The sequence below is a fragment of the Ideonella flava genome (genome assembly GCF_051857595.1).
Classification (GTDB): domain Bacteria; phylum Pseudomonadota; class Gammaproteobacteria; order Burkholderiales; family Burkholderiaceae_C; genus Ideonella.
This window is the reverse complement of record NZ_JBPZHD010000014.1, coordinates 134433-155600: the sequence shown is the minus strand read 5'-3', so window position 1 is coordinate 155600 and position 21168 is coordinate 134433. Positions and strand designations below refer to the sequence as shown.

Here is a 21168-nt window from a genome sequence, read left to right as displayed (position 1 = left end):
ACATGCTGCCGCGCGCCCTGCTGGCCCAGGCCCGCTGAAACCCATCCCTTGCCGAGGAGACCCACCCCATGATCCGCGACCCCGACACGCTCAAGGCCCTGCTCGACAGCGTGCGCCGCTTCGTCAAGGAACGCCTGGTGCCCGCCGAGAACACCGTGGCCGAGACCGACGAGATCCCCGAGGACATCGTGGCCGACATGAAGGCCATGGGCCTGTTCGGGCTCACCGTGCCGGAGTCGTATGGCGGCCTGGGCGTGACGATGGAGGAGGAGGCGCTGGTGATGTTCGAGATGGGCCGCACCTCCCCGGCCTTTCGTTCGTTGTTCGGCACCACGGTGGGCATAGGCTCGCAGGGCATCCTGATCGACGGCACGCCGGCACAGAAGGACAAGTACCTGCCCATGCTGGCCTCGGGCGAGCTGATCGCCTCATTCGCGCTCACCGAGCCGGAGGCCGGCTCCGACGCCGCCTCGCTGCGCACCACCGCGCGCCGAGGCACCGACGAGCAAGGGGATCACTACATCGTCAACGGCACCAAGCGCTTCATCACCAACGCACCGCACGCGGGCCTGTTCACGCTCATGGCCCGCACCGACCCGAACAACAAGGGCGCCGGCGGCGTGTCGGCCTTCATCGTCGAGCGCAGCACCCCGGGCATCACGATCGGCAAGCCGGACAGGAAGATGGGCCAGCGCGGCGCGCACACCGCCGACGTGATCTTCGAGAACTGCCGAGTGCCCGCCGCCAACCTGATCGGCGGCAAGGAGGGCATGGGCTTCAAGACCGCGATGAAGGTGCTCGAGAAGGGCCGCATCCACATCGCCGCCATCTGCGTAGGCGTGGCCGAGCGCATGCTGGAAGACGCGCTGGCCTATGCGATGGAGCGCAAGCAATTCGGCCAGCCCATCGCCGAGTTCCAGCTCGTGCAGGCCATGCTGGCCGACAGCAAGATGGAGGTCTACGCCGCACGCTGCATGGTGGTCGACGCCGCGCGCCGTCGCGACGAGGGCGAGAACGTCGCCACCGAAGCCTCGTGCTGCAAGCTCTTCGCCTCCGAGATGTGCTGCCGCGTGGCCGACCGCGCGGTGCAGATCTTCGGCGGCTCGGGCTACGTCGCCGATCACGGCATCGAACGCTTCTACCGCGACGTGCGCCTGTTCCGCATCTACGAGGGCACCAGCCAGATCCAGCAGTTGGTCATCGCCCGCAACATGATCCGCGAAGCAGCGCACTGAGGCCGGACTGGCCACCGGAAGCGGGCCGGGGGGCGGGTCGCAGAGAGTCCATTTGCCGTCCGCCGAGCTCCGTCGGATCACTCGCCCAGCATGAACGCGCTTTCTGCGGCGCGTCCGGTGGCAAGCCGCCGCACCGCGGCGTCCGGGAGGCTGAATCACCTGCATGGCAGGCGTAGACTGCGGCCTTCCCGCCCTGAGCCGCGCCGCGCGCGGGCTGCCTGGTGCCTCCTTCAACGGCGGTGTTTCTTCCTCCCTGAGCACCGAGTGCCGGGTGGCGGCGGGTTTTTTTAAGCACGACCTTCCGGGGCTTCCGGGCCCGGCGCGGGCGCCAGAATCGGCCCATGCCCCATCGTCACGGAGCGCTCGCCGCCCTGGCCGTCACCGTCGCACTCAACGTCGGCTGCTCGAGCGTCAACCCCTACTACGACCCCTCCAAGCCGCATCACCGGCCGGACGGCTTCAACAACCACTACGTCGACAACTGGAGCGACCGGCCCAGCTTCTGGCGCTGGCAGTGGGAGCGCTGGACTGGCGACCTGCCGGCGCAGGATGTCTCGCGCGTGCCGCGCACCCAGCCGGATCTCGCCTACCTGCGGGCCAACCGGCGCGACGCGACGGTCACCTGGCTGGGTCACTCGACGGCGCTGTGGCAGATCGGCGGTCTCAACATCCTGACGGATCCGCAGTTCTCGGAGCGTGCATCGCCGGTTTCCTTCATGGGCCCGAAGCGAGAGGTGCCGCTGCCGGCCCGGCTCGAGGAGTTGCCTCGCATCGACGCCGTGCTGATCTCGCACAACCACTACGACCATCTCGACCTGCCCACGGTGCAGGCCCTGGCCGCGCAGGCGGCCGGCCCGCCGCTTTTCCTCGTGCCGCTTGGCATCGACCTTTGGCTTCGTGATCAGGGCATCCCGAACAGCCGCGCCATCGATTGGTGGGACCGGGTGGACCTGCCGGTGACCGGCGGCTCGGTCAGCGTCCACCTGGTGCCCGTGCAGCACTGGACCAGCCGAACGCCCTGGGACCGCAACCGCGTGCTGTGGGGCGGGTTCGTCGTCCAGGGCCAGGTGGGCGCCAGGCCGTATTCGATGTTCTACACCGGCGACACCGGCTACTCGAAGGACTTCCAGGACATAGGCGCGCGCTTCGGCGGCTTCGACTTCTCGCAGATCGCGGTGGGCTGCTACCAGCCGCGCTGGTTCATGAAGATGCAGCACGTCGACGAGGACGAGGCCGTCCGCATCCACCTCGACGTGAAGAGCCGGCGCTCGATAGGCGTGCACTGGGGGACCTTCCGCCTCTGCGACGACCCCGTCGAGGCCCCGCTGGAAGGCCTGCCGAAGGCCCGCGCGCTGCACGGCGTGCCGGACGACGCCTTCACGCTGCTGGCGATCGGCCAGACGCTGGTCCTGGAGCGGGCGAAGTGAACGGACGCCCGGCTTGAGGCATCACGCCGGGCCGCGCGGGCGCCTGCGCTCCTTGACCTCTCCGAAGAGATCGAACAGCTGCTGCGCCGCCGGCGAAAGCGACCGGCCGCGGCGCCAGATCAGGCCGACCTTGCGCGAGACCACCGGGTCGACCAGCGGCACGCTGACCAGCAAGGGATGCTCCGGCCCCGGCATGGCCATCGAAGGCACGGCGGCGACGCCGAGCCCGGCTTCGACCAGGCCGAGCGTGGTGGTCACGTGCTGGGCCTCGTAGATCGCCTGCGGCCGGCTCGCCACGCCGGCCAGCGCCTGGTCCAGCAGCACTCGGTTGCCTGAACTGCGCCCGACCGAGATGTAGTCGTGCTCGCTCAGCTGGGCCCAGCTCACGCGACGCATTCCGGCCAAGGGGTGGTCGCGCCGGCAGGCGGCGACGAAACGCTCCTCCACCAGGGGCTTGAACTCCAGGTCCCCTTCCTGGGCGCCTATGAAGTTCAACCCGAAATCGGCCTCGCCCCGCGACACCGTGGCGAGCACCTCGTTGGCGCTGGCGTCGAGCACCTTCACGCGCACCTTCGGGCAGCGCTCGTGGTAGCGGCGGATCACCTGTGACAGGTAGTAGTACACCGTCGACGGCACGCAGGCCACGGTCACCTCGCCCATGCGCGTGGCCGCCACGCCGCGGATGCCCATCAGCGTCGCGTCGAGCTCGTCCAGCAGCTCGCGCACCTTGCGCTCGAAATCGCGGCCGACGGCGGTCAGCGTGACCCGGCGCGTCGTTCGCTCCAGCAGGCGCACCCCCAGCGCCTGCTCCAGCTTGTCGACGCGACGGCTGAAGGCCGGCTGCGAAAGGTGCACCGATTCCGCCGCCTTGCGGAAGTTGCCGAGCTCGGCCACCGCACGGAACGCGAGCAGGTCGTTCAGGTCGAAGTTGATGGCCATGGCCAGCCCTCTTGATTGATGCCCAAACCGGATCAGTTGATCTTAAAGATGCAATTCTCTTTTGCAATGCCGGCGCCCATCATCACGCTCCATGAACCGAGTCATTCCCTGCGTCCTGATGCGTGCCGGCACGTCGCGCGGCCCGTTCTTCCTGCGCGACTGGCTGCCCGCCGATGACGCGGCGCGCGACGAGGCGCTGATCGGCGCGATCGGCGCCTCCGACCTGCTGCAGGTCGACGGCGTCGGCGGCGGAAGCACGCTGACCAGCAAGGTCGCCATCGTCTCGAAATCCTCGCAGCCGGGCTGCGACGTCGACTACCTGTTCGCGCAGGTGGGCGTCGGCCAGAAGTCGGTTGACACCCGGCCCAACTGCGGCAACATGCTTTCAGGCGTGGCGCCCTTCGCGATCGAGCAGGGGCTCGTCGCGGCGCAGGAGGGCGAGACCACCGTGCGCGTGTTCAACGTCAACACCCGTTCGCGCATCGACGTGACCGTGCTCACGCCGGGCCGCCGCGTGAGCTACGACGGCGAAACCGGCATCGACGGCGTGGCCGGCACGGCCGCTCCGATCCGCCTGAACTTCCTGGACGCCTGGGGCGCCGTGACCGGCTCCCTGTTCCCGACCGGGCGGCGCATCGACACCATCGACGGCCTGGCCGTGACCTGCATAGACGCCGCCATGCCGCTGGTGATCCTGAGGGCGCGCGACCTGGGCCTGACCGGCCGCGAGACGCCCGCCGAGCTGGATGCCGACCGGGCCCTGCTGGAGCGCATCGAGAAGCTGCGCTGCGCCGCCGGCGAGGCGATGGGACTGGGCGACGTGTCGAACAGCGTCGTGCCCAAGCCGGTGATCGCCAGCGACGGCGACGACGAGCACAGCATCACCTCGCGCTACTTCACGCCGCGCCGCTGCCACGCCTCGCATGCGGTGACCGGCGCCATCGGCGTGGCCACCGCCTTCGCACTGCCCGGCACCGTCATCAGCGGCGTCGAGTCCACCCCCGGCACGCGAAGCATCGCGGTGCTGCATCCGCAAGGGCGCATCGAAGTGGAGGTCGCCATCGAAGGCGCCGGCGCCGAAGCGCGCATCCAGCGGGCCGCGCTGGTGCGCACCGCCCGAAAGATCCTGCAAGGCGAACTCCACCTCCCGCCCTACGTGTTTTCCAAGAGTCCAGTCGAAGGAGACAAACCCATGAACCGATTGATCGCCCCCGCCGTGGCCGCCGTGATGGCTGCATCCGCCCCCCTGGCCATGGCCTACCCGGACAAGACCATCACCATCGTCGTGCCCACCGCGGCCGGCGGCGGCAACGACGCGATGGCCCGCACCATCGCCCAGAAGCTGGGGCCTCTGCTCGGCCAGACGGTGATCATCGACAACCGGGCCGGCGCGAACGGTGCGATCGCCAGCGAGTACGTGGCGCGCGCCACGCCCGACGGCCACACGCTGATGTTCGGCTACATCGCCACGCACGCCATGAACCCGGCGCTGCAGAAGCTGCGCTACGACCCGGTGGCCGACTTCGCACCCATCGGCCTGGTGGGCTATTCGCCGACGCTGATGGTGGCCACCGCGAATGTGCCCGTGAAGGATGTGAAGGACCTGGTGGCGCAGCTCAAGGCCAAGCCGGACAAGTACACCTATGCCTCGGCCGGCAACGGCACCGCCCCGCACTATGCGGCCGAGCTGTTCAAGCTCAACGCCGGCGTGGTGATGCTGGGCGTGCCCTACAAGGGCTCCGCGCCCGCCATCAGCGACACCATCGGTGGACAGGCGCAATTCATGTTCCCGAGCCTGTTCACGGCCCTGCCGCACGTCAAGTCCGGCAAGCTGCGCGCCCTGGCGGTGGCGGGGCCGAAGCGCTCGGCCCTCCTGCCCGACGTGCCCACGCTGAAGGAGTCCGGCATCGAAGGTGTCGACGTGCAGCAGTGGTACGGCTTCTTCGCCCCGGCCAAGACGCCCAAGCCCATCATCGACCAGCTGAACAAGGCGCTGAACCAGGTGCTGGCCGACAAGGAGATCATCAAGCGCATCGAGGACCACGGCGCCGATGTCGAGACCAGCACGCCGGAACAGTTCGGCGCCCTGGTCGGCAGCGAGCTCGCCAAGTGGAAGGGTGTCGTCCAGCGCGCGAAGCTGACGGCGGATTGAGCACCGAAGGAGCCTCGGACATGGACACATCCCTCGACGACCTGAAGGCCTGGACTGGCCGCAGCGAGACCGTGCGCGACGAGATCGGCGCCACACCGGCGAGGGCGCTCGACGCGACCCTCGACCACCCGCCGACACCCGTGGAGAAGGGGCAGGCGCTGCCGCCGCTGTGGCACTGGCTGTACTTCCTGCCCTTGCACCGCCAAAGCGACATCGGGCCCGATGGCCACGCCCGGCGGGGCGGCTTCCTCCCGCCCGTCCCGCTGCCCCGGCGGATGTGGGCCGGCAGCCAGTTCGAGTTCCGCTCGCCGGTGCGGGTGGGCGACGCGGTCGAACGCACCTCGACGATCGCCGATGTCTCGGTCAAGGAGGGGCGCACCGGCCAGCTCGTGTTCGTGAAGGTGCGGCACGAGCTGCGCTGCAACGGCTCGGCGGAGCCGGCCATCGTCGAGTTCCACGACATCGTCTACCGGGACGCCAAGCGCCCCGGCGACGTGGAGCCTGCGCCGCAGGCCGCCGCGACGGGGGCCGCGTGGCAGCGCGAGATCGTGCCGGACGACGTGCTGCTGTTCCGCTACTCCGCGCTCACCTTCAACGGCCACCGCATCCACTACGACCGCAAGTACGTGACCGAGGTCGAGGGCTATCCGGGGCTGATCGTGCACGGCCCGCTGATCGCGACGCTGCTGATGGATCTGGTGCGCCGCAACGCACCCGGTGCCGACGTGGCCGGCTTCCGCTTCAAGGCGGTCCGGCCGACCTTCGACCTGAACCCTTTCCGCGTCAATGGGCAGCTCCAGGAAGACGGCCAGACCATCAAGCTGTGGGCGCAAGACCACGAAGGCTGGCTGACGATGGACGCCGTCGCCACGCTGCGCTGAACGAGGAACTGCCATGCAACCGCTCAAAGGTCTCACCGTCGTCACGCTCGAGCACGCGATCGCCGCGCCGTTCGCGACGCGCCAGCTCGCCGACCTCGGCGCCCGCGTCATCAAGATCGAGCGCCCCGGCGTGGGCGACTTCGCGCGCGGCTACGACTCGAGGGTTCGAGGACTGGCCTCGCACTTCGTCTGGACCAACCGCTCCAAGGAAAGCCTCACGCTCGACGTGAAGCACCCCGAGGCCGCCAAGGTGCTCGAACGTTTGGTGCTGGAGAAGGCCGACGTCGTCGTCCAGAACCTCGCCCCCGGCGCCGCCGCGCGGCTCGGCCTGGGCTACGAAGTGCTCGCGGCGAAGAAGCCGGGCATCGTCGTTTGCGACATCTCGGGCTACGGCGCGGACGGCCCGTACCGCGACAAGAAGGCCTACGACCTGCTGATCCAGAGCGAGGCGGGCCTGGTGTCGGTCACCGGCACGCCCGACGAGCCCTGCAAGGCCGGCCCCTCCATGGCCGACATCGCGGCTGGCATGTACGCCTACACCAACATCCTGGCCGCCCTGCTGCAACGCGCGCAGACCGGGCGTGGCCAGCACATCGACATCTCGATGCTGGAGTCGCTGGCCGAATGGACCAGCTACCCGCTCTACTACGCCTTCGACGGCGCGCCGCCGCCGCCGCGGACCGGCGCCGCGCACGCCACGATCTATCCCTACGGCCCGTTCCCGACCGGCGCCGACGGCGGCAGCGTGATGCTGGGCCTGCAGAACGAGCGCGAGTGGGTCAACTTCTGCGACAAGGTCCTGCTGCAGCCGGGGCTGGCGCGCGAGCCTCGCTTCAGCGGCAATGCCAAGCGGGTGGCCGAGCGCGCCGCGCTGCGCCAGATCATCGTCGAGGCCTTCGCGCCGCTGACCACGCCGCAGGTGGTCGAGCGGCTAGAGGCGGCCCAGATCGCCAACGCCCGCGTCAACACCATGCACGAGGTCTGGGAGCATCCGCAGCTGAGGGCGCGCGAACGCTGGCGCGAGGTCGGCTCGCCCGTCGGCCCGCTGCCCGCGATGCTGCCGCCAGGCACCTGGGACGAAGGCCCCCGCATGGATCCGGTGCCCGCGCTCGGCGAGCACACCGATGCCATCCTGGGCGAGCTGGGCATCGATGCCGAGGGCATCCGCGCGCTGAGATCGGCCGAGGCCATCTGATGGACCCGCGCACCTACCTCTTCGTGCCGGGCAACCGCCCCGAGCGGTTCGCCAAGGCCCTGGCCAGCGGCGCCGACGCGATCGTGCTGGACCTGGAAGACGCCGTCGCCCCCTCCGCCAAGAGCGAAGCGCGCGACGCGATCGCCCAGTGGTGCGGCGAAATCACCGCCGGCGACCGCTCGCGAATCGTCGTGCGCGTCAACGAGGCGCAGTCGACGAACTTCGCCGACGACCTGAAGCTGCTGCGCGAGGCGCGAATCGCCTGCGTGATGCTGCCCAAGGCCGAGTCGGCCTCACAGGTGCAGGCCGTGGGCGCCTTGGTGCCGGGTGCCAGCGTGCTCGGCCTGATCGAAAGCGCACGCGGCGTGGCGAAGGCATCCGAGGTGGCCGGCGCCGAGGGCGTCGCCCGCCTGGTCTTCGGCACCCTCGACTACGCGCTGGACCTCGATCTGGACCTGGACAGCGCCGAAGACGAGCCTGGCGGCCTGGCCCATGCCGCGAGCGTGATCGCGATCGCGTCGCGCGTCGCGGGTCTTGCAGGGCCCGTGGCAGGCGTCACCCCGCAGATCGATGACGAGCGGCGCCTGCTCGCCGATCTCGCGTGGTCGCGCCGCCACGGCTTCAGCGCCAAGCTGTGCATCCATCCGCGCCAGGTCGCGCCCATCCACGCCGCGCTGGCGCCCAGCGCACAAGCCCTCGACTGGGCACGCCGGGTGCTGGCCGCCGAGGCCGCCTCGCCCGGCGCGGCCCAGCTCGACGGCCGAATGATCGATCGCCCCGTGGTGCTGCAGGCGCAACGCACGCTGCACCGCGCAGGCCACTGAACCGAACACTTCCCAGGAGACCTCCATGCCATCGTCCATCATCGACTCCGCCATCTTCCAGGGCATCTTCTCCAGCGACGAGATGCGCCAGGTCTGGTCCGACGAGAACCGCACCCAGAAGTACCTCGACATCGAGGCCGCGCTGGCCAAGGTTCAGGGCCGCCTCGGCCTCATCCCGCAGGAAGCGGCCGACGAGATCGTCAGCCACTGCCGGCTGGACCAGATCGACCTGGCCCTGCTTCGCCAGCAGACCGAGCGCATCGGCTATCCCATCCTCGGCGTGGTGTCGCAGCTCAACGCGCTGTGCCGCGACAAGCTCGGCGAGTACTGCCACTGGGGCGCCACCACGCAGGACATCACCGACACCGCGACGGTGCTGCAGATCCGCGAGGCCCTGGCCATCGTCGATCGCGAGCTCACCGCGATCTCGGCCGCCATGGCCAGGCACGCCAGGGATCACCGCGACACGCCGATGATCGGCCGCAGCAACCTGCAGCAGGCCATCCCGGTGACCTTCGGCTACAAGATGGCCGGCCTGCTGAGCGCCATCGAGCGGCACCGCGAACGGCTCGCGCAGTTGAAGGAACGCGTGCTGGTCGGCGAGTTCGCAGGTGCGGCCGGCACGCTGGCCTCGCTCGAGACGGGCGCGATGGAGACCCAGGCCGGCCTGTGTGCCGAGCTGGGGCTGAAGCAGCCGGTGATCGCCTGGCACACCATCCGCGACAACATCGCCGAGGTGGGCGCCTTCCTGGGCCTCGTCGGCGGCACGCTCGGCAAGCTCAGCATGGACGTGAAGCTGATGATGCAGACCGAGGTGGGAGAGGTCTACGAGCCCTACGCCCACGGCCGGGGTTCGAGCAGCACCATGCCGCAAAAGCGCAACCCGATCTCGAGCTGCTACATCCACGCGGCGATCTCGGTCGTGCGCCAGCATGCCGCCGCGCTGATGGATGCGATGGTGGCCGACCACGAACGCTCGACGGGCCCCTGGGAGATCGAGTGGATCGTCCTGCCCGAGGCCTTCTGCCTGATGGCCGGCGCGCTGAAGCAGTCACGCTTCGTGCTCGAAGGGCTGGAGGTCGACGTGCAGGCGATGCGCCGCAACATCGACCTGACCCACGGCCTGGTGATGAGCGAGGCGGTGATGATGGGCCTGGGCCGGTACATCGGCCGCGAGTATGCGCACGACCTGGTCTACGACATCTGCCGCGAGGCGGTGAAGCAGCAGCGCCCGCTGCTGGACCTGCTGGCCATCCACCCCGAGATCCAACCGCACCTCGACCGCGCCGCGCTGGCGGCGCTCTGCGACCCGGCGAACTACCTGGGGCAGTCCGGCGTGATGGTCGATCGGGTGCTGGCCTCGCTGCGCTGAGCCGATGCCGAGCCCACGCTCCCGGACGGCCGGGGGCGTGCAGGCGGCCAGCGCCGGCCGCCCGCCCGGTTCATGACAGGCCCAGCTGCTCCATGACGTGCGCGTGCAGCGTCTCGAGGGACACCGGCTTGGTCAGGAACACGTTGACCCCGGCCTTCAGGCAGTCGGCCCGGTGCTCGGCGCTGGCCGAGGCAGAGATGGCGATCACCGGGACCGCGCCCAGCTCGGGATCGCGCCTCAGGCGCCGGGTGGCTTCCACGCCGTCCACCATGGGCATCACGCTGTCCATCAGGATCAGGTCCGGCCGGAAGCTCCTGGCGGCGGCGAGCAGCTCGCTGCCGTCGGTGGCCTGCGACACCTGGAAGCCGGCGTTGACGAGGAAGTCGCACAGCAGGGTGCGGTTCTCCGGCACGTCGTCGACCACCAGCACCCGCCGCGGCGGCCCCTCGTAGCGCGCCACCGCAGGGTGCTTCCGGGGTGAAGCCTCGGCCGGCTGCACCACCGGCAACGGCAACTCCACCCGGAACCTTGTGCCGTGGCCGAACTCGCTGCTCACCTGCACCTGTCCGCCCATGTCCTTCACCAGCGCGCGGGTGATCGCCAGGCCCAGCCCGGTGCCGCCGCTGCGGCGCTGCACTTCGCCCACCTGCTCGAAGGGTTCGAAGATGCGTTCCAGCTCTTCGGGGCGCATGCCGACGCCGGTGTCCTCGACATCCAGCCGCAGCAGGACCTGCGACGGGCCCCTGGTCTCGGCGCTGGCGCCCAGGGTGACCGTGCCGCTGTCGGTGAACTTGATCGCGTTGCCCAGCAGGTTCAGCAGCACCTGCCGCAGCCGGCGCTCGTCGGCCAGCACGGCCCCGGGCAGGCCCGCCCCGGCATCGAACACGAAGGCCAGGCTCTTCTCGTCGGCCTTGACCCGCATCAGGTTCACCACCGTCTGCAGCAGCTCCGACACGTTCACCGGCGCCGGGTTCAGCTCGGTGCGACCCGCCTCGATGCGCGCCAGGTCGAGGATGTCGTTGATCAGCTCCAGCAGGTGCTGCCCGCTCTGGTGGATGGTGTTCAGGCCCTTTGCCTGCCGCGGGCTCAGGCCGCCGTCCATGCTCAGCAGCTGCGCATAGCCCAGGACCGCGTTCAGCGGCGTGCGCAGTTCGTGGCTCATGCCGGCCAGGAATTCGCTCTTGGCGCGGTTGGCCGCCTCGGCCGCATGCCGCGCGGCGCGCTCCGTCTGCACCATCCCGCTCTGCAGTTCGGGCATCGTGGCGAGCGTGCGGTCCAGCGCGTCCAGCTTCTTCAGGATGTTCTGCACCTGGCGCTCGACCGCCTCCTCGCTGACCGCGAGCGTCCTGGCGATTTCTGAGTGCGACTGGCCCTGCGCGATGTATCGCAGGACGCTGATTTCCGACGGCGTGAGCGTCTCGTCGGCGATCTGCCCGGCCAGCTCGAACGAGCCTTCCGTCGGCAGCGCCTTGCGGCCGCCGTGCACGCCGCGGATGGCGTCGAGCAGTTCCTTGTGCAGGGCGTTCTTCAGCAGGTAGCCGCGGGCTCCGGCCTGCAGTGCGCGCTGCGCCTGGGCGTCGCCGGCATAGGTGGTGAGCACGATGATCCGGGCGTCCGGGAATTCGGCCCGGATCGCGGCTATCGCGTCGAGCCCGCTCATCCCGGGCATCTGCAGGTCCATGAGGGTCACGTCGGGGCGGTGGGCGCGGTATTGCTGGATCGCTTCGCGCCCGTTCGCCGCCTCGGCCACGAGGGTCATGTCGGGCTCCACCGACAGCAGCGTCGCGATGCCTTGCCGCACGATCGGGTGATCGTCGACACAGAGAACCTGGATTCGGGTCGGATCTTCTGTCATTCGCCAATCTCGCTGGGCGCAAATCTCTTGGGCAGCCGCCACGATCGGGCTGGGGAGGGCTTACTGTACGCCCGTGACCCGGGCGCGCTGAACTCCACTTCCGTGCCCGTCTCCACACTGCTGCGCACGGTGAGCTTGCCGCCGGCGAGCTCCGCGCGCTCGCGCATCCCGCTCAAGCCGAAGTGGCCTTCCCTCCCGCCGTTGCGCAGAACTTGCGGGTCTATCCCCTTGCCGTCGTCGCGCACGCGCACGCGAAGCTGCCGCGCTTCGTAGCGGATCTCGACGTCTATCTGCTTCGCCTCGGCGTGGCGGAAGGCATTGCGCAGTGCCTCGCCGGCGATGCGGAAGGTTTCGTCGCGCACGATCGGATGCAGGGCCTGCGGCGAGCCCTGGACCTCGACGAGCGCCGACGCCGCATGGCCGTTCTCGCTGGCCAGGTCCTCGGCGAGCGCCCGCAAGGAGTCGGCCAGGTTGTTCGTCTCCTGGGTCGAGGCCCTCAAGCCTTGCACCGTGTCGCGCCCCTCGGTGATGGCTTCGGCCACGCGGTCGATGGCGCCGGCGAGGACCTGCTTCGATTCGCGCGGACGATCGGGCAGCAGGTTGAACGCCGCCTGGAACTGCAGCAGCAGCCCGTGGAAGCGCTGCAGCAGGGTGTCGTGCAGGTCGCGCGCGATGCGCGTGCGCTCGTCGACACGCGCCTCCAGCCTCGTCTCGAACTGCCGTTGCAGCCGCCGGACCTGCATGTGGAGCCAGAGCTTGAAGCCGCTCCAGGCCAGGCCTATCAGCAGCGCAGCGCCAACCAGGCGAAACCATGTCGTCTGGTAGAAGGCCGGCAGGATGGAGAACTGCAGCTGCGCGCCCGTCTCATTCCACACGCCGCTGTTGTTGGACGCCTTCACGTGGAAGCGATAGTTGCCCGGCGGCAGGTTCGTATAGATGGCCTGGCGTCTGTCGACGGCCTCCTGCCAATCGCTGTCGTGTCCCTCCAGCCGGTAGCGAAAGCGCATGTTCTTCGGATCGGCAAGGCTCAGTGCCGCGAACTCGATCGTCATGTCTCGCACGAGCGGGGGCAGGCGCAGCCCATTGGCGACCGCGTAGGCCTTCTGGTCGGCGACCAGGCTCTCGATGTGAACCGGCGGAGGCAGCGGGTTGAAGGGCAGGTGATCAGGATCGACCAGGTGGACGTCGGCGCCCGACACGAACCACAACTTGCCATCCGGCCCTTTCGCCACGGGAGGATTGAAATAGGCCGGCGACAACCCGAGGAGCGGCACGCCATCCGCGCCGGCCCACAGCTTCGCGGCCACCCGGTGGTTGGGGTCGGCGATCCAGGCCGCCAGGTCGTCACGCGTGATCCTCGCCAGCCCGCAGGCGGCGTATATCCACAGCGCCCCGTCGTCGTCCAGCGTCGACCAGTGGATCGTGTTGCAGGGCAGGCCGTTGGCGACGGTGAGCGTCGTCACGCGGCCATCCTTGATGCGGCTCAGGCCCCCCAGCTCCGTCGCCGCCCACACCGCCCCGACGGCGTCGAGGCGCAGACCGGCGACGTGGCCTGCCCCCAGCCCCTGGGCGGGCGAGTAGGAAGCCTCGACCTTCCCATCCTTGAAATAGAGCACCCCGCCGTCCATCCAGAAGGACAGCCACACCCCGCCCCGGTCGGCAATGATGACCTTGGCTTGCTGCCGGCGACCGAGGGCAGCCCAAGGGATGTTCTCGACGAAGCGGCCCCGGTTCAGTCGTGCGAGGCCCTCCTTGCCCGACAGCCAGAGGTTGCCCGCCGCGTCCCCCGTCATCGAGTAGACCTCGTTGCTGGGCGACCCTTGGACCGCGACGAACCTGTCGTTGGCGAAGTAGGTCAGGCCTCGGGCCGTGTTCGCCCAGAGCCGACCTTCGGCGTCCTGGTACAGGGATTGCACCCTCGAATCCGGCAGCCCGTCGCGCTCCTTGTAGACGACCGTTCGCTCGCCCTTCCAACGGGCCAGTCCATCGTTCGTCGCCACCCAGACGCTGCCATCGGTGGTGGCCAGCACCGACTTCGTGCCTTCGTCGGGCAGGCCCTGTTGCCTCGACAGGGTGGTGATCGGCAGCTTGCGAAAGCGGTCCAGGCCCTTCTCGCTGCCGAACCAGATGTTGCCCTCGCGATCTTCGAACAGGCTGCAGGCGATGTTGCCCGAGAGGCCGTCCGCCCGCGTGAACGAATCCGCCTTGCCGTCTTTCACGTGGATGAGGCCGAGGCCATCGGTTCCGATCCACAGGCCGCCGTCCCGGTCGCGCAGCAACTTGTTCGACTTGACATCGCCGTCGGGGATCCATTCCTCAGGCTTGGCGGCCCGCCGGATCGGATAGGGCACGAGCTGGTCGCCCACCCACTGCTTGAGCCCCCCGCCCCGGATGCCGATCAGGATCTTTCCGTCGACCGTCGTGCTCATGTCGCCCACCCGCTTGCCGGGCACCTGGAACCGCTGGGGCGTTCCGGGCTTCCAACGCCAGATGCCTGAATCCGCGCCTGCCCACAGGTTCCCGGAGCTGTCCTCGCCCAGGCTCCAGACGAAGGTGCCGAAACCCCCTTCCGGCTTGAAACACTCCGCCTGTCCTGCGCGAACGGCGCACAGCCGCCCCCGGTCACCGAACAGTCCGGCCCAGACCGTTCCCTCGCGGTCCTGGAGCAAGGACGTCACGAACGAACCGTCGGTCTGCGAATAGTGGGTGAGCTCGGTGCCGTTCCAGCTGGCCAGGCCACTGAACGTGCCGATCCAGAGCGTCCCGTCGCGTGACACCAGCAGGCTGTAGGGCTCCGCCAGCGATTGGCCCTTGGGCGGGCTCCAGGGCACGAACCGAACGCCGTCAAAGCGAAACAGCCCGAACGACCCGGCGATCCAGAGATAGCCGTCGGGCGTCTGTGCGACTGCAAAGACGAGGCCCAGCATGGCCCCGTCGCGGGCGGTCCACGAGGTGTGCGCGTACTGGGCGATCTGCAGGGGCTGATCGAACGCGAGCGCGGGTGAAGCCGCAGTGAGCAGTGTCGATGCCAGGAGCAGGCCGGACATGAGAGGTCTTCGACGTTGGCCTTCCTGTTGACTCACGAAGAATCCTTTGCCGCTTTCGGCACGCGGGCCGCGTATCCCGAAAGACTCACTGTCCCGTGGATCTTATCGTTCCGGCCGCTGGCGCAGCCCGCAGTGCCGCAGCTGCTACGCGTGCGGATCGCACATCGACGGCGGCGCCGGGCCGCCCCCGCGGAGACCCTCAGCGGCTCGACAGCGCCCGGCACGCGTCCCGGCCTCGCTTCAGGCACCTCCGCCCCCGAGGCAACGCCTGAATCGCTCGTCCACGCGGCGAGCGAACCACTCGGTGGTCAGCCGGCGCGTGATCTTCGGACTCTTCAGGACGATGTGCGGCAATACCGCGCGGGGCTGGGCCCGACCACTGCGGGCTTCGGCCAGCGCGAACACCTTGGCCACGAGCGGACTGCGGTCGAAGTCCTCGCCGTGGCTGCGTTCGAGTTCACGGCGGATCGCGCGCTCATCGATGCCGAGCTCCGGACCCAGGCTGCGCGCGGCCATCTCGGTCTGGCTGGGTTCGGCGTCGCTGACGAACAGGTCGCCATCGAGGTCCAGCGATCGCCCGCTGGCCACCGCGAGGGCCTGCTGGAATGCCGCGTTGCGGCTGGCATAGCGACCGGCATTGAAATCCGCGAAGCGGTAGATCATGGCGGAGCCGTAGGCCGTGGTCGCGTAGCCGAGCAGGTGGGCGGTGCCGAAGTACAGGCCGCCGCGCCGCGTGAACACTTCGTGGCGGACCGACTCCAGGGCTGGAAATGGGTAGGGATGGGACCGCACGTGTTCTTCGGCGAACGCAATGCTGACCTGCATGGGCCCGCCGGTGCGCACCGGATTCCAGTTGGCGAACAGTCGCTGGCCGAGCGGCACTTCGTCGATGAACTGCTCGTACATCAGGCTGAGCTCTCGCTCGGTCTTCACCTCCCGCAGCCGCTCGTCGTAGGTACGGCCATCGGGGGATCGCAGCTGTAGCGCCAGGTTCACCGCCAGCTCAGGCACCCCCAGGGCGCCGGCTCGGCGCAGGAGCTCTTCGCGTGCGACCTTGGCCAGGTTGGGCACTGGCGGATCGGCGTTGAAGGTCGATTCCTGCTCGGTGACGGCCAGGACGGCGCACACGTTCTCGGTGGTCGGGGGGAGCTTCAGGCCGGCGAAGACCAATTGCAGATCGACGGCCCAGGCCGCGCGCTGTGCCACCCGCGCGGGTATCAACGCCTGGATGTCTGCCTGGATGCTTTCCGGCGTGCGTTCAGGCGAAGACTTCGGGACATCGCCGGCGCAAGCGACCAGCCCGAGAACCAACGCCGCCGCGAGCGCGGCTGCGCCCGGCTGGCGTGACATGGGATGAAGGCGGGGCAGACAGACTCCTCGCATGCCCGAACTCGAACTGACCCATGCTGAGACTCTGCTCGCCACGCTGCGTTCAGTGCGGTGGATCGCGCCCGGCCATTGGTGGAGTCAGCCGCCAGGCGCGGGCGCGACCTGTGCCGCTGGTCAGCCCGCCGACTGATCCGCGCCGGCTGCCGTTTCGGCTGCGGCCGCTCGGGCGCTCTCTGCAGCACGTTTGGCCTTGGCGCTCTTCTTCGCCGCGGCCCGCTTCGTGGCGGAGCCTTTCGTCGCTGCGGGCGCCTTCTCGGGAGCCGAACTGTCGGCACTGCGCCGGGAAGACTTCCGGGCGGCAGGGCGGCCGGCCGGCTTGCGCGCGGCCTTCTTGGCTGCGGCACCGCCACGCCCCCGGGACGCCGGCTTGCGGGGCGTCTTGGCCGGCTTGTCTTCGTTGACCGATGACCCCGTTGCTGCATCGATCAGGAAGGCAGTCCTGTCGGCCGCGCCTGCGATCCATCCCGGCGGCTTGCCGCGACCCGTCCAGGTCTTGCCCGTAGCCGGATCACGGTACATGGGCACCCCGCCGGTCTTCGCGGCCTTCCCGGTCTTTCGAGCCGGACGCGCACCGCCGGCCTTCTTGCCGCGCTTCGCGCCGAATCCGAGATCCTCGGCGGTGAATCCATATCGATCGATCATCTCCTTGACTTTGGCAATCGCTTGCGAAGCTTCGGATTTGATGAGCGCATTCGCCTTCTTCTCGAGTGCGGCGATTTGCTTTTTGATTGCAGCCAGGCTGTTTGCCATGGGAGTCCTATCAAGCAGTTGCAACTCGCGGAGTCTAGCGAAGTGACCTTGAATGTCGAGCATTCGATTCGACGCTCTCACCGAGAAGCATTCGATCCACCGCGATTCCGATCGGCATTCGAATGTCTTGTCCTTTTCGATGCGCCGGCTTGGCCATCCGAAAGAATGGAATGGCTTTTGAAAGTGAAATGGGCATGGGCCTGTCGGCCGAGGAACAGGTGGGCGTGCAAGACAGCGATCGGAATGCGACCTGTGCGGTCACTGCGCTGCGCGCTTGGACACACGCGCATTCATCCAGTTTTCGTTGGTAGGCCGTGTTGGACTTGAACCAACGACCAAAGGATTATGAGTCCTCTGCTCTGACCAACTGAGCTAACGGCCCCCGGGGGAAAGCGCGATTCTAGGCGGCGGATGACTCAACGCTGGGACAAGGCGTTGCCGACCAGCCTGGAGGTGATGTCGACGATCTGGATCATGCGGTCGTAGGCCATGCGCGTCGGGCCGATCACGCCCAGGGTGCCGACGATCTGGCCGTCCACCTCGTAGGGGGCCGAGACGACCGACAACTCTTCGTAAGGGACCACCCGGCTCTCGCCGCCTATGAAGATGCGCACGCCCTCGGCGCGGCTGGACGTGTCCAGCAGGCGCATCAGCTGGGTCTTCTGCTCGAAAAGGTCGAACAGCTTGCGCAGGGAACCCAGGTCGTTGCCGAAATCCTGCACGCCCAGCAGGTTGCGCTCGCCGCTGACGATGACCTGGTCCTGCGTCTCGGCCGCCGCATCGCTGCCGACCTGCACCGCGGCCTGCATCAGGCCGGCGATCTCGCCGCGCAGCGCGTCGATCTCGCCTTTCAGGCGCTCGCGGACCTCCTCGATCGTCAGGCCGGCGTAGTGCGCGTTGAGGTAGTTGCTGGCCTCGACCAGTTCCGACTGGGTGGGATCGTGGGCGGTGAAGATGACGCGGTTCTGGACATCGCCATCCGGCGCCACCAGGATCACGAGCACCCGGCGCTCGCCCAGGCGGAGGAACTCGATGTGGCGAAAGACGCTGGGCTTCTTGGGCGCGGTGACCACGCCGACGAAGCTCGACAGGTTCGACAGCAGCTGGGCTGCCTGCGCGATCACGCGCTGGGGCTGGTCCGGGTGCAGTTGCTCGCGAGCGGCGGCGAAATCCGGCGAGGAATGCTCGAGATCGAACGCCCGCGTGGTGAGCATGGTGTCGACGAACAGGCGGTAGCCACGCGCCGTGGGGATGCGGCCGGCCGAGGTGTGGGGGCTGACGATCAGGCCCAGGTCTTCTAGGTCGGCCATCACGTTTCGGATGGTGGCCGGCGACAGCTCCAGCCCCGAGGCCTTCGAAAGCGTGCGCGACCCCACCGGCTGGCCATCCGCGATATAGCGTTCCACCAGGGTTTTGAGCAGGGATCGGGAGCGCTCGTCGAGCATGAAATCATTGTAAGGACCGGGCCCCGCCAAGGCATTTGCGTAAAAGCCCCTGTGGTGTAATTTGCCCGCCATGCCCACCCGCTTCCGCCACGCCGCCCTCATCGGGAAGTACCAGGCCCAGGGCATCCGGCCGATGCTGCAGGGACTGGCCGATTTCCTCATCCGACACGGACTGGAGGTTTCGCTCGAACGCGAAACCGCGCTGAACACCGATTGGGCCGAGCACGGCGCCTTCACCCAGGCCGAGCTCGGCGCACGCTGCGACATCGCCATCGTGGTGGGTGGCGACGGCACCATGCTGGGCATAGCGCGAGAGCTGTCCGCGTTCAACCTGCCGATGGTGGGCATCAACCAGGGCCGGCTCGGCTTCATCACCGACATCCGCGCCGCCGACTGGGCCGAGGTGCTCGGCCCCATGGTGCAGGGCGACTTCGAGGAAGAGCGCCGCGCCATGATCGAAGGCGAGGTCTGGCGCGACGGCGAGATCATCTTCGAGGGCCTCGCACTGAACGACGTGGTCGTCAGCCGCGGCAACACCGCCAGCATGGTCGAGCTGCGCATCGATGTGGGACCGGAGTTCGTCGCCAACATCCGGGCCGACGGCCTGATCATCGCTTCGCCCACCGGGTCCACCGCCTACGCCTTGTCGGCCGGCGGGCCCATCCTGCATCCGGCCATCGCCGGCTGGGTGATGCTGCCGATCGCCTCGCACACCCTTTCCAACCGGCCCATCGTGCTGCCCGACGGGCAGGACGTGTCGGTCACCATCGTCGCCGGGCGCGACTGCAGCGCCAACTTCGACATGCACCGCCTCGCGAGCCTGCTGCACGGCGACCAGGTCCGCGTGCGCCGCTCCGCACAGGCGGTGCGCTTCCTGCACCCGCTGGGCTGGAGCTACTACGCCACGCTGCGCCGCAAGCTGCGCTGGTACGAAGGCGTGGTCTGAATCCGATCTCCCACCTCCCATGCTGAAGAGCCTCACCCTCAAGGATTTCGTCATCGTTCGTGCGCTGGACGTCGAGTTCGACGCCGGCTTCTCGGTCCTCACCGGCGAAACCGGCGCCGGCAAGTCCATCCTCATCGATGCGCTGCAGCTGGCGCTCGGCGCCCGGGCCGAGAACCACGTGGTGCGAGAGGGCGCCGCGCGCGCCGAGATCACCGCCGCCTTCGACGCGCCCGCGTCGCTGGCGAGCTGGCTGGAGGATGCCGGCTTCGACTCCGGCGAAGACACGCTGCTGCTGCGGCGCATCGTCGATGCCAAGGGCGGCAGCCGCGGCTTCATCAACGGCAGCGCAGCCACCGTCGCCCAGCTGCGCGAGGTCGCCGATCACCTGATCGACATCCACGGCCAGCATGCCTGGCAGGGCCTGACCCGCCCGGCCTCGGTGCGCGCGCTGCTCGATGAGCAGGCCGGCATCGACCCCAAGCCTTTGGCGGTCGCCTTCGAAGCCTGGCGCGACGCCTCGCAGGCGCTGGCCTCCGCACGCACCCGGCAGGGGGATCTCGCCAGCGAGCGCGAACGCCTGCAATGGCAGATCGGCGAGCTCGATCGCCTGGCGCCCGGGGCGGACGAATGGCCCGAGCTCAATGCCGAGCACCAGCGCCTGGCCCACGCCCAGGCCCTGCTCGATGGCGCCGGGCAGGCGGCACGCGACATCTCCGGCGACGACGGCGACAGTGCCTCGCGGCTCGTCTCGCGCGCGCTGTCCGCGCTGGAAGGCGTGGCCGACTTCGATCCCCGGCTCTCGCCGGTCCTCGAGGTGCTGCAGGGCGCGCAGGCCCAGCTCGAGGACGCCGCCCACACGCTCAACGCCTACCTTTCGCGCACCGACCTCGATCCCGAGCGCCTGAGCGAGCTGGACAACCGCATGTCCGCCTGGTTGAGCCTCGCGCGGCGCTATCGCCGCCCGCCGGAAGAGCTGGCCGCGCTGCTGGCCGAATGGCGCGAAGCCCTGCAGGCGCTGGACGAAGCCGCCGACCTGGAGGGCCTCGAGCAGCGCGTGGCACAGGCGCTGGCGGCGTGGCAGGCCGAGGCCAAGTCGGTAAGCGCTGCTCGCAAGAAGGCCGCCAAGCCGCTGGCCCAACGGGTCACCGATGCGATGCAGCAGCTCGGCATGGCCGGCGGCCGTTTTGAAGTGGCGCTGCAGCCGCTCGAAGAGCCGCAGTCCTACGGGCTGGAGACGGTGGAGTTCCTGGTCGCCGGTCATGCCGGCAGCGCCCCGCGGCCGCTCGGCAAGGTGGCCTCGGGCGGCGAGCTCTCGCGGCTGGCGCTCGCCATCGCGGTGACCACGGCGCAAGCCCGGCAGCAAGGCGGCGCCAGCAGCAGCCCCGCCACCCTGATCTTCGACGAGATCGACTCCGGCGTGGGCGGCACGGTGGCCGACTCGGTGGGCCGCCTGATGAAGCAGCTCGGCCGCAGCGCCCAGGTGCTGGCCGTCACCCACCTGCCGCAGGTGGCCGCCTGCGCGGATCACCACTTCGTCGTCGCCAAGGCCACCGATGCCGGCCAGACGCTGAGCCAGGTGGCGCCGGTGCACGGCGAGGCGCGGGTGGGCGAAGTGGCGCGCATGCTCGGTGGCGACCGCTCCTCGGGCACCAGCCTCGCGCACGCGCAGGAGCTCATCCACCGGGCGGTGAAGACATGATCACCGCCCGAT

At 69.0% G+C, this 21168-nt stretch carries 15 protein-coding genes and 1 tRNA gene; 9 read left to right on the top strand and 7 right to left on the bottom strand.

Annotated elements, in window-relative coordinates:
• Positions 1-68: 68 nt before the first annotated feature.
• Both ACS5PM_RS27495 and ACS5PM_RS27490 read left to right on the top strand, forming a co-directional pair.
• Positions 69-1235: an acyl-CoA dehydrogenase family protein gene (locus tag ACS5PM_RS27495; RefSeq protein WP_439391084.1), complete on the top strand. Its 1167-nt coding sequence runs from the start codon at positions 69-71 to the stop codon at positions 1233-1235.
• 341 nt (positions 1236-1576) lie between these two features.
• Positions 1577-2662, top strand: a complete 1086-nt coding sequence (locus ACS5PM_RS27490; RefSeq protein WP_439391083.1) for an MBL fold metallo-hydrolase — start codon at positions 1577-1579, stop codon at positions 2660-2662.
• A 21-nt stretch (positions 2663-2683) separates the two neighbouring features.
• On the opposite strand, the gene ACS5PM_RS27485 is transcribed toward ACS5PM_RS27490, so the two are convergent.
• Complete coding sequence (locus tag ACS5PM_RS27485) at positions 2684-3601, bottom strand: LysR family transcriptional regulator (protein WP_439391082.1); 918 nt, start codon at positions 3599-3601, stop codon at positions 2684-2686.
• A gap of 91 nt (positions 3602-3692) precedes the next feature.
• Here ACS5PM_RS27485 and ACS5PM_RS27480 point away from each other — a divergent pair, with 91 nt between their 5' ends.
• Genes ACS5PM_RS27480 through ACS5PM_RS27460 form a run of 5 tightly spaced genes read left to right on the top strand, consistent with a single transcriptional unit; the run spans position 3693 to position 10025 of the window.
• Positions 3693-5753, top strand: a complete 2061-nt coding sequence (locus ACS5PM_RS27480; RefSeq protein ID WP_439391081.1) for a 4-oxalomesaconate tautomerase — start codon at positions 3693-3695, stop codon at positions 5751-5753.
• Positions 5754-5773: 20 nt separating this feature from the next.
• Entirely contained in the window at positions 5774-6634 is an 861-nt protein-coding gene (locus tag ACS5PM_RS27475; RefSeq protein ID WP_439391080.1) for an HTD2 family dehydratase, read from the top strand.
• Positions 6635-6647: 13 nt separating this feature from the next.
• Positions 6648-7829 carry a CaiB/BaiF CoA transferase family protein gene (locus ACS5PM_RS27470; RefSeq protein WP_439391079.1) on the top strand — a complete coding sequence of 394 codons (1182 nt, stop codon included), beginning with the start codon at positions 6648-6650 and terminating at the stop codon, positions 7827-7829.
• Entirely contained in the window at positions 7829-8653 is an 825-nt protein-coding gene (locus ACS5PM_RS27465) for an HpcH/HpaI aldolase/citrate lyase family protein (RefSeq protein WP_439391078.1), read from the top strand. The genes ACS5PM_RS27470 and ACS5PM_RS27465 overlap by 1 nt, the downstream gene beginning before the upstream one ends.
• Before the next feature lie 25 nt (positions 8654-8678).
• Positions 8679-10025 (top strand): class-II fumarase/aspartase family protein, encoded by a 1347-nt coding sequence (locus tag ACS5PM_RS27460; protein ID WP_439391077.1) that lies wholly within the window; start codon positions 8679-8681, stop codon positions 10023-10025.
• Positions 10026-10095: 70 nt separating this feature from the next.
• Here ACS5PM_RS27460 and ACS5PM_RS27455 read toward each other — a convergent pair whose 3' ends face one another.
• The 6 genes from ACS5PM_RS27455 to hrcA all read right to left on the bottom strand — a co-directional run bounded on the left by ACS5PM_RS27455 (position 10096) and on the right by hrcA (position 18511).
• A complete protein-coding gene (locus ACS5PM_RS27455) occupies positions 10096-11880 on the bottom strand; it encodes a response regulator (protein WP_439391076.1) in 1785 nt (594 codons plus the stop codon).
• Positions 11877-14927: a ligand-binding sensor domain-containing protein gene (locus ACS5PM_RS27450; protein WP_439391075.1), complete on the bottom strand. Its 3051-nt coding sequence runs from the start codon at positions 14925-14927 to the stop codon at positions 11877-11879. Before ACS5PM_RS27450 ends, ACS5PM_RS27455 begins: the two co-directional genes overlap by 4 nt.
• Before the next feature lie 240 nt (positions 14928-15167).
• On the bottom strand, positions 15168-16277 hold the full coding sequence (locus tag ACS5PM_RS27445) for a DUF1615 domain-containing protein (RefSeq protein ID WP_439391074.1): 1110 nt from the start codon (positions 16275-16277) through the stop codon (positions 15168-15170).
• A gap of 153 nt (positions 16278-16430) precedes the next feature.
• On the bottom strand, positions 16431-17066 hold the full coding sequence (locus tag ACS5PM_RS27440; protein WP_439391073.1) for an H-NS histone family protein: 636 nt from the start codon (positions 17064-17066) through the stop codon (positions 16431-16433).
• Positions 17067-17371: 305 nt separating this feature from the next.
• A tRNA-Ile gene (locus ACS5PM_RS27435) sits at positions 17372-17448 on the bottom strand.
• Positions 17449-17482: 34 nt separating this feature from the next.
• Entirely contained in the window at positions 17483-18511 is a 1029-nt protein-coding gene (gene hrcA, locus ACS5PM_RS27430) for a heat-inducible transcriptional repressor HrcA (protein ID WP_439391072.1), read from the bottom strand.
• 70 nt (positions 18512-18581) lie between these two features.
• Between hrcA and ACS5PM_RS27425 the strand changes: the two genes are divergently transcribed.
• Entirely contained in the window at positions 18582-19457 is an 876-nt protein-coding gene (locus ACS5PM_RS27425) for an NAD kinase (RefSeq protein WP_439391070.1), read from the top strand.
• Positions 19458-19476: 19 nt separating this feature from the next.
• Complete coding sequence (recN, locus tag ACS5PM_RS27420; RefSeq protein WP_439391069.1) at positions 19477-21156, top strand: DNA repair protein RecN; 1680 nt, start codon at positions 19477-19479, stop codon at positions 21154-21156.
• The last annotated feature ends 12 nt before the right edge of the window (positions 21157-21168 follow it).